At 69.8% G+C, this 16452-nt stretch carries 4 protein-coding genes; all 4 read right to left on the bottom strand.

Going from position 1 to position 16452, the window contains the following annotated elements; genetic code table 11:
* Positions 1 to 7: 7 nt before the first annotated feature.
* Genes HNV26_RS05135 through HNV26_RS05120 form a run of 4 tightly spaced genes read right to left on the bottom strand, consistent with a single transcriptional unit; the run spans position 8 to position 16446 of the window.
* Positions 8 to 1087 carry a patatin-like phospholipase family protein gene (locus HNV26_RS05135; protein ID WP_171440683.1) on the bottom strand — a complete coding sequence of 360 codons (1080 nt, stop codon included), beginning with the start codon at positions 1085 to 1087 and terminating at the stop codon, positions 8 to 10.
* Complete coding sequence (locus HNV26_RS05130; RefSeq protein ID WP_171440682.1) at positions 1087 to 5394, bottom strand: non-ribosomal peptide synthetase; 4308 nt, start codon at positions 5392 to 5394, stop codon at positions 1087 to 1089. The genes HNV26_RS05135 and HNV26_RS05130 overlap by 1 nt, the downstream gene beginning before the upstream one ends.
* Positions 5391 to 10880 carry a type I polyketide synthase gene (locus tag HNV26_RS05125; RefSeq protein ID WP_171440681.1) on the bottom strand — a complete coding sequence of 1830 codons (5490 nt, stop codon included), beginning with the start codon at positions 10878 to 10880 and terminating at the stop codon, positions 5391 to 5393. The genes HNV26_RS05130 and HNV26_RS05125 overlap by 4 nt, the downstream gene beginning before the upstream one ends.
* A gap of 7 nt (positions 10881 to 10887) precedes the next feature.
* A complete protein-coding gene (locus HNV26_RS05120) occupies positions 10888 to 16446 on the bottom strand; it encodes a type I polyketide synthase (RefSeq protein WP_171440680.1) in 5559 nt (1852 codons plus the stop codon).
* Positions 16447 to 16452: the final 6 nt, after the last annotated feature.

The following is a 16452-nucleotide window of genomic DNA, read 5'->3' as shown; positions in this document are numbered from 1 at the left end:
TCTCGCGCTAGGCCGCCTTCGCCGCGTCAGACACCCAGCCCGACTTCCCGAGCCACGTCTGCGCACGGTTGAGCTGCGAGACGGTGGACTGCGTGCTCAGCAGGCTCTGGACGGTGGACTCCACCTGCTTGAGGTTCGCCGCGGAGAGCGTCTGGTCCACCACGGGATTCAGCCGGAAGTACTTCTTCCGCAGAATCATGCGGCACTGGTAGTCCGCCGCGTCCGAGCCGGCCTCCAGCATCATCTTCACGAGCACCATGGGGTCGTGGAAGTCCAGCAGCCACTTGGAGAAGCCCCAGTTGGCCACGCCCTTGCAGAAGCGCGGCGTGAGGTACGACGACATGCAGCCGTTGCCCACCGACATCATCAGGATGTTCGTCAGGTCGGGCGGCTCCGTCTCCAGCGTCTCCACCTTCTCCGAGCGGCTCTTGCGGGTGATGTTGTTGATGATCTGCGCCAGCGCCACCAGCGACGGGTTGTTGGCGAAGATGCCGCCGTCGACGTAGCCGCTGCCCTGCTCCCGGATGCCCTGGTAGACGGGATAGGAGAGCGGAGGCGAACCGCTGCGCATCAGCACGTCCACCACCAGCTCGTTGTGGTCGGAGTCGTTGTCCGGGCCGGTGTTGTGGAAGATCTTGGCCTTCCAGGTCCGCAGCGACTTGCGGTGGCCGTCAAGCTGGAAGGACGGCAGCGCCACCTTCCGCTTCAGGTCTCCCAGGCGCAACGTGGCGCCGAAGTAGCTGCAGAAGAAGTCGCGCATGTAGCTGGAGTCGAGCAGCGCGGCGTTGCCCGTCAGCGCCATGGCGGTCCGCCCCAGCGACACCGCCTTGCGGTTCATCTGGACGACCTCCCCCCAGAAGTCGAGGATCTTGGGGAAGGCGTCATCGGGGTTCTCGTAGGTGGCGAAGAACGCGGCGTTGAAGGACCCCGCGGACGTTCCGGAGAACAGCTCCACGTCGTTCAGCAGGCTCTGCCCGCCGCCTCGGCTGGTCAGCGTCTCCTTCAACGACTTGAGCAAGCCCGCGGTGACATACCCCTCACCGCCGGAAATAGACGTACCATCCATTGCAAGGACTCGGTGCGGCATTACATGACCTCCATGGGGAGCTGCGCAGCCAGCCCCGTTGCTGGCATTTCCGCCCGAGACACTTCTGCGATTGGCGGTAGCGGCAAAACCCTATCCAGACATTTCTGTATTTCAATTGCAAGCACGGCGACATTCCGCTCATCCATGATGAGCGTCATGTGATTGCCTGGAACCGGTATCACTTCCGTCCCCGCGAGCGCGAATCTGCGCACACTGTCGACGAGCGGATCGCCTCCAATCGTCACCGGACCCGTCCTGAAAAGTGTGGCGAATCCTCCATACGAAGAGAACGTATAGAGTTGCTCCGAGCGGCGTGTTGCCAGGAAATTCCGGGCTGTCAGCGCGCTGTCTCGCAAGAAACGCCACAGGTATGAATACTGCCCATCTGTATCCCGACGAAGCAGGTCTGCCCATGCCTCGGGCAGGCTGATTCCCATCCATTCGCCTATCAATCTCAGGCTGGCGTAGTCCCGCGGCATCTGGGCCTCCCCCAGCACCTTGATGAGCTGGGAGCCCGCGGGAATCTCCTGCGGGGTACCGTCATGGGCGGCCAGCCGGTCCAGCGCCGCGCCGTCAATCAAGCCGAGCAGCGCCACCTGTTCCCCGAGCGCTTCGAGCTGCCGCGCCATCTCACAGACGACGAGCCCTCCGTAGGACCAGCCCGCGATCCGGTACGGCCCGCGCGGCTGGACCTGCCGCAGGGCCGCCACATACAGCGCGGCGGTGTCCTCGATGGTCTCCGGAGGCAGTTGGTCGTCCATGACGCCAGGCATCTGGAAGCCGAACACGGGCTGCTCCGCGTCCAGGTGGCGGGCCAGGGCGACGTAGACGGCCGGGCTGCCCGCGGACGGCGGGGCGAGGAACAGCGGCGGCTTGCGCCCCAGCGGCTTCAGCGCCACCACACAGGCCGGAAGCTGGCGAATCAGCGCGGTGACCTTGCTGGAGTGTTCCTCAATCCAGTGCGCCAGGGACTCCACGGTGGGACGGTCGAACACCTCGTTGAGGGGCACCTCGATGTCCAGCTTCGCGGAGATGCGCGAGATGAGCGTGACGGCGAGGAGCGAGTGGCCTCCCAGTTCGAAGAAGCTGTCGGAGGGCGCCACGGTGCTCAGCCCCAGGAGTTCGCCGAACAGCGCCTGGAGTTGCCGCTCCGTGTCGGTCCGCGCCTCCGTGCGGGCCAGTGCGCCGGCGACGGGGGCCTCGGACACCCCGGGCGGGAGCGCCTTGCGGTCAATCTTCCCGCTGGGCGTCAGCGGCAGCTCCGGGAGGACCGCGATGACCTCCGGCATCATGTACTCGGGCAACACCTCACGCAGGGACTTGCGCAGCTCGGCCCGCAGGTCACCGTTCTCCATCGACTGAGGCTGCACGTAGGCCACCAGGCGCGGCGCCCCGCCTGGGAGGCGCTGCAGGAGCACCGCGGCCTGGACGACGTCGGGATGGCGGCCCAGCGCGGCCTCCACCTCTCCCGCCTCGACGCGGTGACCGCGAATCTTGAGCTGGTCGTCCTGGCGGCCCAGGTATTCGATGCGGCCGTCGGAGAGATACCGGGCGTGGTCCCCCGTGCGGTAGAGCCGCGAGCCCTCGGGGCCCCCGTCGAAGGGGTTGGGGACGAAGCGCTCCGCCGTCAGGTCCGGCCGGCGCAGGTAGCCTCGGGCCAGTCCGACGCCGCCGATGTACAGCTCGCCGGGTACGCCAACGGGCACGGGCTGGAGATACCGGTCCAGGATGTACAACCGCATGTGCGGGATGGGCCGGCCAATGGGCACCCGCTCCGGGGGCGGCGGGCCATCCGGCAGCAGCGTCTCGAAGCAGCACGCCACCGCGGCCTCGGTGGGGCCGTACTCGTTGATGACGCGCGTGGGGATACCCTGCTCCCGCCAGGCGGCCAGGTCCACGCCGTGCAGCCCTTCCCCGCCCAGCACCACCGCGTGGGTGCGGCCGAGCACCTCGCGCGTGCGCCCCAGGCCGTTGAAGGCCCGCAGGTGCGACGGCGTCATCTTGATGAAGCTGAAGCCCTGCTCGGGGTAGTCCCGGGACGTCAGCTGGTCGATTTCGTGACCGCGTGGCACGAGGAACAGCGCGCGGCCCGCCAGGAGCGGCGCGAAGAGGCTCGTCAGCGTGCCGTCGAAGCTGACGGAGCCAATCACCGGGCTCCCCGTCCCTTCGCGAAGCCGGTAGGCGTCCACGCTCCAGCGCAGGTAGTTGACGATGCTCCGGTGCGTGATTTCCGTGCCCTTGGGCCGGCCCGTCGAACCTGACGTGTAGAGGATGTAGGCCAGTTGGTCGGGGAGGACGTCACGGCGGAGCTGCTGGCCGGGCGCGGCGGGCACGCCCTGAAAGCCTTCGTCCACGTGGAGCGTGACGAAGCCCCCCATGCCCCAGAGGCGCTCGGACAGCTTCGTGGAAGAAATCACCACCCGGGGCCGGGCATCCGCGACGATGTGGCGGAGCCTGTCCACGGGCTCGTCTGCGTCGAGCGCGAGGAACGCGCCCCCTGCCTTCATCACCGCCAGCAGGCTCACGATGAGCTCCGCCGAGCGGTCCAGGTAGACGCCGACCACCACCTCCGGTCCCACGTCCCAATCCTGGAGTGACGCCGCGACCCGGTCGCTGAGCTGGTCGAGCTCGCCGTAGGTCAGCTCCCAGTCATCCACGACGACGGCCACCGCATCCGGCGTGCGCAGCGCCTGGGCTTCGATGAGGGCATGGAGGCACGCGCCCTCCGCCTCCGGCGTCCCCGTGTCGTTCCACTGCCGGAGCACGCGCTCGCGGACATCCGCGGGGAGCACGGGCAGCTCGCCCACCGGCCGCTGGGGCTCGGCCACGAGCCCTTCGAGCAGCACCTGGAAGCAGTCCACGTAGTGCTGGATGGTGCCCTGCTCGAAGAGGTCGCGGTTGAACACCATCCGCGCCGACAACCGGTCGCCGTGGTCATCCACGAAGAGGTTGAGGTCGAAGCGGGATGATTCCGCCTCGAACTCGATCGGCCGCATGCGCAGGCCCGTCTCGTCCTGGGCCTCGCCGGAAGCGCGGACCCACGCAAAGACAACCTGGAACAACGGGTTGAAGCCCAGGCTGCGCGCGGGCCTCAGCTCCTCCACGAGCAGGTCGAAGGGCAGGTCCTGGTGAGCGAAGGCATCGAGCACCGTCTCACGCACGCGCTCCAGCACCGCGGCGAACCCCGGGTTTCCGCCGAGGTCCACCCGCATCACCAGGTTGTCCACGAAGAAGCCCACCAACGGCTCCAGCTCCGTGCGCGTCCGGTTGATGGAGTTCGCGCCCAGGACCAGGTCCTCACGCCCCGTGAGGCGGTGCAGGAGCACGAAGAACGCGCTCAGCATCCCCACGAAGGGCGTGGTGCGGGCCGTATGGCTCAGCGCCTTCAGGGCGCCGGTGAGCTGGGGGCCCACTTCGAAGCGCACCTCGCCGCCTCGGTTCGACTGCACCTTGGGGCGAGGATGGTCCGTGGGAAGCTCGAGCAGCGGAGGTGCTCCCTCCAGCTTCTTGCGCCAGTAGTCCACCAGCTTCTGGCGAACCTCGCCCTGGAGGTACTCCCGCTGCCAGACAGCGAAGTCGGAGTACTGGAGCGTCAGGGGCGGCAACGGCGAAGGTTGGCCACTGGCGAAGGCGCCATACAACGTCACGATTTCGCGGACGAGGATGGCCTGCGCCCACACGTCCGCCGCGATGTGGTGCAGGCAGAGCTGGAGGTACTGTCCCTGGGGCCCCCGCTCGATGATGAGCACACGCATCACGGGGCCCGTGGCCAGGTCGAAGGGCCGCTTGCCCTCGCGCTGGAGGAAGGCCTCCACGCCCGCGGGTTCGGAGGCCAGCACCTCGCGCTCGTCGAGCACGCGGAAGTCGAAGCGGGGCTCCGGATCGACAATCTGGACCGGGACGCCCGCGTGCTCGGCATACCGCGTGCGCAGCACCTCGTGGCGGCGGATGACCTCGGTGAAGCAGCGCTTCACGATGGCCACGTCGAGGTGCCCTTCGACCTGCAACGCCAGCATCAGGTTGTAGGCGGTGCTCCCGGGCTCCAGGCGGTCGAGGAACCACAGCCGCGTCTGCCCATAGGAGAGCGGCGCGGGCCCGGTGCGTTGAACCGGGATGATGGGCGCCTCCTCCTGCCCCCGGTCATGGGCACGCAGGAGCTCGAGCAGCTCGGGTTTGTGTTCCGCCAGTGACTGCCGAAGCTCCGAGGTGGCGGCGCCTTTCGGTCCGCGCAGCCTCAGCGCGTCGCCTTCCACCCGGACTTCCAGGCCCCGCCGATTCAGCTCGGCGAGCAATTCCCCCAGGTTCATACCGTCAACTCCTCGATGTCGGCTGCGGCCTCGGCCGCAGGAGCACGCGCGAGCAACTCCTTGAGCTCGAGCTGGGTGCTCAGCGCATCCACAATCCCGTCGAGCGTGGTGCCGTCGATGAAACGCGCCATGAGCAGGTCCACTCCCAGCTCGCGGCCAATGCGGTTCTTCAGCTCGACCGCGCGCAGCGAATCGAGCCCCATCTCATTCAAGGAAATCCTCTTCTGGAGGACCTCGTGGTCCGGGGCGAAGCCCAGCAAGGGCCCCAGCCGGCTCTGCACGTACCGTGTCAGCAGCGCGCGCCGGCGCTCTCCGTCCGCCCGCTTCAGCTCCTCCATCAGCTCATGCATCCGCGAAGCCGTCGCGGACCGGGCCTGCTCACGGAGCATCAGCTCGGAGAACAAGGGGCCATGGCCGGGCGAAGGCCCCGCCTCCAGCGAGGAGACGCTGAAGGGCACCACGCCCACCTGCACGGCCCCCTGCTCCAGCAGCTGCTCAAAGACCTGGAGCGCGACTTCGGGTGAGAGGCTGGCGGCCTCCGACGCTTCCGGCCGGTCCGCGCTCTTGGCGGCCATGCCCGCGCCCGCCCACCGTCCCCAGTTGATGCTGAGGGCTGGCAGTCCCAGGCGGTTCCGGTGGTGCGCCAGCGAGTCCAGGACGCTGTTCGCCGCCACGTAGTTGGACTGCCCCGCCACGCCCACCAGCGAGGCCGCGGACGAGTACATGACGAAGAGGTCCAGCGGCATCCCGGCCGTGGCGCGGTGCAGGTTCAACGCGCCCTGCACCTTGGGAGCGAACACGCGCGAGAAGCGCTCCGCATCCTGGTGCAGGATGACGCCGTCATCCAGCACACCCGCCGTGTGGATGATGCCTCGCAGGGACTGGCCCCGCTCGGACACGCCCGCCACCAGCCGCTGCACGTCCTCCTGGCGAGAGACATCGGCGCGCGCGACGGTGACGCCGACGCCCCGGGCGGTCAGCGCCGCGAGCCGAGCGTTCGCCGCGTCCGTGGGCTCGCTCCGTCCCACCAGCAGCAGGTGCCGCGCTCCGGCCCCCACCAGCCACTCCGCCGTCGCGAGCCCCAGCGCTCCGAGGCCTCCCGTGACGAGGTAGACGCCCTCCGGGTGGATCCGCGCGGGGGCCGCGCGTTCAGGCGGCTTGCCAGGACGCACGAGGCGCGCGCCCAGGAGCCGGCCGCCGCGCAGGGCCATGACGTTCTCCTGCGGCGGCTGGGCCATGAGGTGGAACAAGCGCTCCAGCGACTCGGAGCCCGGCTCCAGGTCCACCGTGCGGCACATGAGCTCCGTGTGCTCGATGGCCACCGCGCGGCCGAAGCCCCAGAGCGAGGCCTGAGCAAAGCCCTCCACCGCATCCGTGGGCGTGGCGGCTACCGCGCTCTCCGTCACCATCCAGAGGGCAGGCGGCTGCGGCCAGTTGGCACGCGCCATCGCCTTCACGAGGTGAAGCGCGCCCACGGTGCTCGCCATCACCACGCCGGAGAGCGATTCAGGAGAACGGTCGCCGAGCCCCCACAGGTAGGCCACGGCCGCTGGAGCGGAGACGTCCTGGAGCAGCCGGTCAAAGCCCGCGGCGTCATGGGGGGACAGCCGGTAGTGGGTCGCGTCGACGCGTTCGTAGGATGCACCGGGCGTGGCCACCACGCAGGTCCAAGCGCGTTGCCGCGCCAACTCCCTGACTTCGTCCGCGACGCGGTCCGAGTCCACCAGCAACAGCCAGGGCCCGGACTGCGAAGCCACCTGGTCACGCGCGGAGGGCACGGGCTGCTCCCGCCACGCCAGCTCGAAGAGGAGCTCCTGCATCGCCCCCGAGAAGGCCGCCTGGAACGCGCGGCGGTCGACCTGCTTGAGCAGCAGGCCTTCCACTTCGGCGACGACGACGCCGTCTTCATCCAGGATGCGGAGGTCGGCGCTCACCAATCCTTCGGCGAGCGACGTGCGCGCCCCGGTTCGGGCGTGCACCCAGATGCTGCTCCCGGGCCGCTTGAACCAACGCAGCCGCTCGATGGCGACTGGGATGCGCCCCTGCCCTTCTCCCGCCACCTGCGCGCCGCCGTCCGTGAACGCCGCCGCCGCCGTCTGGAAGCATGCGTCGAGCAGCAACGGATGCAGCCAGTAGTCCCCCAAACCGATGACGAGCGCATCGGGCAGCCGAACGTGGGCGAGGCATCCCTCCCCGCCGAACCGCAACGCATCGATGCCTCGGAACGAAGGGCCGTACTCCAACCCACCGCGCGCCATCATGTCGTAGTGCGCGCTGACGGAGCCCTGCCGGGGGAACGCCTGCAACAGCTCCGATTCCAGGGCCACCTTCTCCGGGTGCGTGCGGCCCTCTGTGACGCGGCCCTGCGCCAGCCGGGCCCAGCTCCGGTCCGCCGTCCCTGTCGTCTGCCCGAAGATCTCGAAGCGGGAGCCCTGCTCTTCAGGCGTCAGCACTGTCTGGACGTCCTGTGACTGTCCCTCGGCGAAGACCAGCGCGCGCTCCAGCTCGATGGCCGTGAGCGCCAGAGGTTTCCCGCCCGATGCCGCGTGGTGCGCGGCGCCGAGCGCCATCTCGACGTAGCAGGCGGCTGGCAGCACGGGGTTGCCCAGCACACGATGCTCCGCGATGAAGGCGGGCTCGTGCCTGCTCAGCCGGGCCGCGAAGCGCGTTTCCTTCGCACCCGCGAGCGACAGCGGCGTCCCCGGCAGGGAGTGCGCCTCGCCTCGCGCGGCATCGTCACGCGCCACATGGCCCCGGCGATTCTCGGGGCTTTGCGAGTCCAACCAGTAGCGCTCACGTTGGAAGGGATGCGTCGGCAAGCAGCGCGGACGCCGCTCGAAAGGCGCATCGAACGCAGCCCAGTCCACGTCGAAGCCACGCATGTACAGCTCCGCCACGCTGGAGAGCAGCTGCGCTGTCTCTCCGGTGGACGGACGCAGGCTGGGGAGCCAGCACAGCTCTTCCGACTGGAACGTCCTGCGGCCAATGCCAGCCAGGATGGGCGCTGGCCCCAGCTCCAGATAGGTCCGGTGCCCGTCCTCCCGCGACGCCTCCAGCGCCTTGGCGAAGGCGACGGGCTCTCGAATCTGGCGGCACCAGTACTCGGGCCGGGAGACTTCGTCGCCGACACGCCGGCCCTCCAGCGTGGACACCAGCGGGATGCGCGGTGCCGACAGCGTGAGCCCTTGGAAGGACTCGGCGAAGGGCTTCAGCACGGGCTCCATCTGCGTGGAGTGGAAGGCGTAGGACATCCGCAGACGCTTCGTCTGGATGCCCTGGCTCGACAGCGCCTGCTCCACCTCGGTGATGGCGTCGGGCGTCCCGGAGATGACCACGTCATCAGGGCCGTTGACCGCCGCCAGGGAGGCCGCGCCGGCGTGCGGCGCGATGGCCCGGTTCACCGCGTCGAGCGAAGCAGAGACCGCCAGCATCGCGCCGGGGCCCAGCAGCTCGCCGATGAGCCGCGCGCGCGTCACGACCAGACGCAGCGCCTCCTCGATGCTGAACACCCCCGCGACAGCGGCCGCGGCATACTCTCCCAGGCTGTGCCCGATGAGGGCCGCTGGCGTGACGCCCCAGGCGCCCCACAGCTCCGCCAGCGCATACTCCAGGGCCACCAGCGCGGGCTGCGCATGGCGCGTGTCCTCCAGAAGCGTCGCCGAGGAGTCCCCGAAGAGGAGCGCTTCGAGGCTGCAATCGAGCAGGCCCTCCAGCGCCTTCGAGCACCGCTCCACCGCGGCCCGGAACACCGGCTGCGTCTCGAAGAGTTCCCGTCCCACGCCAGGTCGAAGCGCGCCCTGCCCCGTGAAGAGGAAGACGGGCCGGGGGCTCTCCGTTCCGCGCAGGGGTTCGCGCGCCGGGCGCAGCTTCTCTTCGCGCAGCCGCGTCAGGTTCGCGCGCAGCTCCGCGGCCGTGGCGCCCGAAACAGCGGCGCGGTGCTCGAACTGGGAGCGGCCCGTGTTCGCCGTGTAGCACCAGTCTCCCAGCGTCACCGGGTCCTCCGGCAACGCGCGCTCCTGCGCCTCCATCAGCGCTTCGAGCGCGGCTTCGCTCTTCGCAGACAGCGTCAGCACATGGGCCGGGCGCTCCGCTTCCACGCGGAGCCGCGCCAGCACGGGGGCTTCTTCCACGACCATGTGCACGTTGGTGCCGCTGAAGCCGAAGCTGCTGACGCCCGCGATGCGGCGCTTGTCCCCCCGCAGCCAGGGTCGCGTGGCCGTGGGGATGGTGACGGGCATGTCGTCCCAGCGGATGTTCGGATTGGGCCGCTCGAAGTTCAGGTGGGCGGGGATGGCCTCGTTCTGCAACGCGAGCAGGACCTTGATGAGCCCCGCGACGCCTGCGGCGGCCTCCAGGTGCCCGATGTTCGTCTTCACCGAGCCGACGTACAGCGGCTCAGCGCGAGCACCCTTGCGCCCGAAGACGGACCGCAGCGCCTCCATCTCGATGGGGTCGCCGAGCAGCGTCCCCGTCCCGTGGGCCTCGATGTAGCCCACCTGGTCCGGCTCCACGCCGCAGCTGTCCAGGGCCGCCCGGATGACGCGCTCCTGTGAGCGCCCGTTCGGCACCATCAGGCCGCTGCTGCGGCCGTCATGCGTGACCGCCGAACCCCGGATGACGCCGAGGATGGCATCGCCATGGGCCAGCGCGTCCGACAGGCGCTTGAGCACGACGACGCCGCAACCCTCGCCGCGCCCGAAGCCGTCCGCGGAGGCGTCGAACGTCTTGCAGCGGCCATCCGCCGCCAGCATGCGGTTCTGGCACTCCACCATCACCGTGACGGGAGAGAGGTTCAGGTTCGCGCCCGCGGCGAGCGCGAGGTCGCTCTCGTCGTTGCGGAGGCTCTGACAGGCCAGGTGGATGGCGACCGCGGACGACGAGCACGCCGTGTCCACGGAGACCGCGGGCCCCTGCAGGCCCAGCGTGTGGGAGATGCGTCCCGCGGCGACGGACGGGTAGTTGAGCGACGCCGAGTGGAACTCCAGGTTCTCGGCGATGCCCAGCAGGTTGTAGTCGTTGTGCATCAGCCCCAGGAAGATGCCGGTGCGGCTCCCGGTGAGGCCGGCGGGCGGGATGCCGGCGCGCTCCAGGGCGCGCCAGCACTCCTCCAGCAACAAGCGCTGCTGTGGGTCCATGCCCTTGGCGTCACGCGGCGTGATGCCGAAGAAGCCAGGGTCGAACAGGTCGACACCGTCAATGAAGGCGCCTCGGCGCGTGTACATCTTCCCCGGGACACCGGGCGTGGGGTCGTAGAACGCGTCGACGTCCCAGCGAGAGGCAGGCACCTCCCGTGTCGCGTCGCGGCCCTCGGCGAGCAGCTCCCAGAACGTCTCTGGCAGGTCACCTCCGCCGGGGAAGCGACAGGACATGCCCACCACGGCGATGGGCTCGGCCGCCAGCAGCTCCTTCTTCGAGCGCAGCTGGCTCGCGAGGTACGCGAGCTTGACGACAGGCAATTCGGAAATGCGTGTAGATAGTTTCGCCATCAGGGTCTCATCTGGTGAGCGCGCTCTCCAGCTCCTGGTCGATGAGGGACGTCAGCTCCTGCTCCGACAGCCCTTGAATCTCCGCGGAGAGCGCGCCCTGCGCCTCCCGCGATGCTTCCTGCTTCTTCTGAACCTCGGTCCCCAGCCCCAGCTCCTCCGCCAGATGCGCGACGAGCCCGTTCACGGTGGGGAAGTCGAAAATCAACGTCGAACGCAGGCTTCGCCCGAGGCTGCTCGCGAGCCGGTTCTTGATTTCGATGGCCAGCAGCGAATCGACGCCCAGTTCGAACAGGCGCTCGTTTCCGGACAGCCGCTCCGACTCCGGCATGCCCAGCGTCGCGGACACCTGCCCCGCGACGTGCTGACGCAGCAACTCCGCCTTGCGATTCGGCGGCGCCGCGTCCAACTGCGCGCGGAAGGCCGGCGCTTGCACCCGCTGTGGCACGCTCCCCAGCAGGCCCTGGACGAGCGCCTGCCGCGCGAGCCCTGGCAACTGCTCCGCCAGCCGCGCCCAGTCCACGGGGAAGACGCCCCACTGGACTTGCGCGCTGCCGATGAGGCGCTCCAGGACGGTGAAGCCCTGCTGGACCGGGATGGCGCCGAAGCCCTGCGCCCCCGGCCGCGCGGAGGTTGCCCGCTCCAGCCGCGCCGCCATGCCCGTCTCCGCCCACGAGCCCCAGTTGAGCGTCAGCGCCGGCAGCCCCTCCGCGTGGCGCAGATGGACCAGCGCATCGAGGAAGGCATTCGCGGCGACGTAGTTCGCCTGGCCCGGCGACCCGATGAGCGAGGCGGCGGACGAGAAGCAGACGAAGAAGTCCAGCGCCATGCCCTGGCTGAGCGCATGGAGGTTCCACGCCCCCTGAAGCTTGGGGGCCAGCACCTCCCGGAACTGCTCAGGCGTCTGGTTGGCGAGCGTTCCGTCGCGGAGGACGCCCGCCGAATGGATGATGCCGCGCACGGGCGGGGCTTCGCGCAGGCTCGCGAAGAGGTCTGCCATGGCGTCGTGAGACGCGATGTCCACCCGTGCGACCCGCACCTTCACGCCCTGGGCCTCGAGCGCATCGAGCTGGGCGCGGGCCTCAGGCGCCGGAGCACTGCGCCCCATCAGGACCAGATGCCGTGCGCCCTGCGCCGCCAACCAGCTGGCCGCACGCAGACCGAGTCCCCCCAGGCCGCCCGCGACCAGATAGGTGGCCTCCGCGACGATGGACACCTTCTTCGCCGCGACCGACCGTGAACGGGCCCGCTCGAGCCGGGGGGTGTAGAGACCGCCGCCGCGAACGGCAGCGCCAGACTCCCCATCCGGCAACGCGAGCGCCCGCACGAAGGTGCCCAGGTCTTCGGACCGGAGCTCCGCGGGCAGGTCGATGCGGAGGCACCGCAGTTCGGGCAACTCCGTCGCCACGGCCTGGCCGAAGCCCCACAGCGGCGCCTGCGCGACGCGGGCACCGTGTGTATCCGAGGGCAGGCGTTGCGTGCCCCGCGTCACCAGCACCAACCGGGGCGACGCGCCCTGCCCACGCGACAGGGCCTGCGTCAACCGCAGCGCGCCCAGGCATCCCGACTCCTGAGCCGCGTCGAGCCTGGCGCCCGCGTCACCCGCCTGGCCGCCCTCATCGAGGCCCCAGAGGTACAACAGCCCCGTGGGAGGCTGATTCGCCCACGCCTCGACCAGGCGCGCAGCGTCCTCCGGGTTGGCGGGATTGATGCGGAAGCCCTCCGGCGTGCTGCTGAACGACGCCCCCTTGCGAACCAACGTGCAGCGCTCGCCACGCTGAGAGAGCACCTGCACCAGGTCCGAGGCGAAGTCGTCCTCGCTGGTGAAGACGGCCCAATGTTGCTTCGCGGAGTGGGCTTCCTCCGTGACGGCACGCGGCACCCAGTTGAGGCGGTACAGCCAGTCCTGGAAGTCGTTGTCGAGCCCACGCAGCAACACGTCGCGTTCGGCCTTGCGCACCGAGAACCCGGACACGACGGCCACCACGGCGCCATCGTCGTCACACAGGGTCAGGTCCGACGCGGAGAAGCCCTCCTGTCCCTCCCGGGGAGGCTGCGACGCATACGTCCAGACCCGCTCCGGCAGCGGCCGGTACAGGTCGAGCGTCTGCAAGGCCACCGGGAGGTGCAGCGCGTCTTCCGCCGTGAGCTGTGACACCGCCGCCGCCGTGCGCAAGCAGCCGTCGAAGAGCGCCGGGTGGACGCGGTAGTGCCCGCTCCGGTCCTCCACCTGGCCCAACGACAGCGCGGCCCCCGCCCCCCGATGCAGCGACGTCAGCACGCGCAGGGACGGCCCATAGTCGAGCCCGTGGTGCGTGAAGACGGCGGAGAGTTCATCGATGGAGACAGGCGTCGAGCAGTCACGCCCCCACGCCTCCCGATCCACCGATGGGGCCACGGCGCTCAATGCCGACACCCGGCACGTCACGTGGGTGACCCAGGCCGTGCGCGCGCCGCCGCCCTCTTCCGAGCGCTCGTCTCCCCGGCTCACCACCTTGCACGCAAGGCCCGCCTCGCCCTGGTCCTCCAGCAACGTCTGGACGACCCGCGTCTGCTGTTCGGGGAGCACCAGCGGTTGGAGCAGGGAGATGTCCTCCAGCCGCAGCGACTCCGTCCCGAGCACCTGCGCCGCCGCCGAGGCCAGCATCTCCACGTAGGCCGCCGCGGGGACCACCGCCTTGCCGTACACCCGATGGTCCGCCACGAATGACACGGCTCCCGCCGACAGCTCACTGGAGAAGACGGTCGTCCCCTCCTTCAAAGCGGCGGACTCCAGACGCGTCCCCAGCAACGGGTGGGTCGACGCGCGGCGCGACGCGCGCGTCCACGGCGCGGGCACGTCCAGCCAGTACCGCTGCCGCTCGAAGGGATAGGTCGGCAGGGCCTTGCGGGTCCGCCCATAGCCCGCATCGAAGCGCTCCCAGTCCAGCCTGGCGCCGCGCACATACAGCTCGGACATCGCCCGGAGCAGGCCGGCCCAGTCGGAGCGACGCGGGTGAAGCGTCTCCAGCCACAGCGACTCTTCACCCGCCACCACGTCCCGCGCGAGGTTGGACAGCGAGGGCTTGGGGCCTACCTCCAGGAACACACGCACCCCGCGCTGGAGGAGCGTCCGGATGCCATCCTCGAAGCGCACGGGCTGGAGGACATGCCGGGACCAGTAGCCCGGCTGGGTGATGGCCTCGCCTGCTTCGCGTCCGTCGAGGTTCGAGATGAGGGGAAGGCGCGGCTTCTGGAAGGTGGCGCGGCTGGCGGCCCGCTCGAACTCCGCCAGCATGGGCTGCATCAGCGGAGAGTGGAACGCGTGTGACACCTTCAGTCGCCGGCTCTCGATGCCCGACTCCACGAGCGCCTGGACCACGGCTTCGATGGCCGTGCTGTCCCCCGAGATGACGGTGTTCCGCGGCCCGTTGATGGCCGCCAGCGATACCCGGGGATGCCCGGCGATGAGCGGCAGCACGCGCGATGGCTCGGCGAACACGGCCAGCATCGCGCCGCGCTCGGGCAGCGCCTGCATCAGGCGAGCGCGCTCAGCCACCAGGGGCAAGCCGACCTCGGGCTCCAGGACGCCCGCGAACATGGCCGCCGCGTACTCGCCCACGCTGTGGCCCAGGACCGCGTCGGCGCGCACGCCCCACGCTCGCAGCAGGTGCGCCAACGCCAGCTCCAGCGCCACCAGCGCCGGCTGGGTGTATCGCGTCTCGTCCAGCGCTCCTTCCGTGTCGTGGAAGAGCACCTCGGTGAGCGGCCGTTCCAGGTGCGGCGTCAGGATGCCCTCGAAGCGCAGGAGTTCGCGGCGGAACTCGGGCTGCGTGTCGAACAGCTCCCGGCCCATGCCCGCGTACTGGGAGCCCTGGCCCGTGAAGAGGAGCGCGACGCGCGGTGCCTCGGCGTCGCGGCGGCCTTCCACGCAGGTCCCGGGGACGGTGGGCGCTCCTCGGCTGAACGCACGCAGCGCCTCGGCCAGCTCCTCGGGAGTCGTAGCCGTGAAGGCCGCGCGCTCTTCCATGGCGCTCCGGCCGGTGTTCGCCGTGTGGCAGACATCCGCGAGCCCTTCCGCGGGGCACAGCGACAGCTCCTCCGCGACGGACCCGGCCAGCCTGCGAAGACTGGCGTTCGAGCGTGCGGAGAGCGCCAGGACGTGCCGAGGGCGTTCCACGTCCCGGACCGGAGACTTCGGCCGTGGCGCGGACTCCAGGACGACGTGCGCGTTCGTCCCCGAGAAGCCAAACGAGCTCACCGCCGCGAAGCGCGACTCCGTCCCCTGCCACGGACGGCGCGCGGTCGGCACTTCGATGGCCAGCTGCTTCCAATCCACATGCGACGTGGGCGTGCGCAGGTGGAGATGCGGCGGGACCTCCTCGTTCGCCAGGCACAACGCGGATTTGATCAACCCCGCGATTCCAGACGCACCTTCGAGGTGCCCCATGTTCGTCTTCACCGAGCCGGCCATCAGCGGCTGCTGCCGCCCCGTCCTGGCGCAGTAGACGGACGCGAGGGCCTCCAGTTCGATGGGGTCGCCCAGCGACGTCCCCGTCCCGTGGGCCTCGACGTAGCCCACCTTCGCGGGCTCCACCTGTCCGTCCCGCAGGGCATCCCGGATGACGCGCTGCTGGGCCAGCCCATTGGGCACCGTAAGCCCGCTGGTCCGCCCATCCTGGTTCACCGCCGAGCCGCGAATCACCGCGACGATGGGGTCCCCATCCGCGATCGCGTCCGACAGGCGCCGCAGGAAGACGAGCCCGCAGCCCTCCCCTCGCCCGATGCCGTTGGCCGAGGCGTCGAAGGTCTTGCACCGGCCATCGGGCGACAGCATGTGCGTGCGCGACTCAATCAGCGTCGCGACGGGAGAGAGGACCAGGTTCACCCCGCCCGCCAGCGCGAAGTCGCTCTCCCGCTGACGCAGGCTGCGGATGGCCAGGTGCACCGCGACCAGCGACGAGGAGCACGCGGTATCGACCGTGAGGCTGGGCCCTTCGAGCCCGAAGGAATACGACAGGCGGCCCGCGGCGACGCTCGCGCCGTTTCCCGCGCCCGTGTGGGCGTCGATGAGCTCCGGGGACTGGGTGGCAATCTGCGTGTAGTCCTGCCCCATCAGCCCGACGAACACGCCGGTCCGCGTCCCGCTCAGGCTCGTGGGGTTCCGGCCGCCACGCTCCACGGCCTCCCAGGCGACCTCCAGCAACAGCCGGTGCTGCGGGTCCATCCGCGCCGCCTCACGCGGGGAGATGCCGAAGAAGCGCGGTTCGAACTGGTCGATGTCCCTTAGGAAGCTCCCGTGGCGCGTGTAGATGCCACCGGGATGGTCCGGGTCGGGGTGGAAGAAGCTGTCCGCGTTCCACCGGTCGGATGGAATCTCGGTGACGGTGTCCACGCCCTCGGAGAGCAGGCGCCAATAATCGCCAGGGCTGGTAACGCCCCCCGGGAAACGGCAGCCGATGCCGACAATGGCAATGGCCCCGTGCTTCTCCTGCTCATGGGCATCGAGCTTCGACTGCGTCTCCTGCAACTTCAGGAGTGCGCGCTTCATCAGCTCGCCGTAGCTCGTATCACTTCCTTGCGCTGACATCGTTCC

The sequence above is a fragment of the Myxococcus xanthus genome, assembly GCF_013116825.1.
GTDB lineage: Bacteria > Myxococcota > Myxococcia > Myxococcales > Myxococcaceae > Myxococcus > Myxococcus xanthus_B.
The sequence above is the reverse complement of the archived record's forward strand: the minus strand, read 5'-3'. Positions and strand labels throughout refer to the sequence as shown.

Excerpts from the sequence above, each read along its gene's own strand:
- HNV26_RS05135 (WP_171440683.1), bottom strand. The coding sequence starts at position 1,087 with ATGCCGCACCGAGTCCTTGCAATGGATGGTACGTCTATTTCCGGCGGT.
- HNV26_RS05130 (WP_171440682.1), bottom strand. The coding sequence starts at position 5,394 with ATGAACCTGGGGGAATTGCTCGCCGAGCTGAATCGGCGGGGCCTGGAA.
- HNV26_RS05125 (WP_171440681.1), bottom strand. The coding sequence starts at position 10,880 with ATGGCGAAACTATCTACACGCATTTCCGAATTGCCTGTCGTCAAGCTC.
- HNV26_RS05120 (WP_171440680.1), bottom strand. The coding sequence starts at position 16,446 with ATGTCAGCGCAAGGAAGTGATACGAGCTACGGCGAGCTGATGAAGCGC.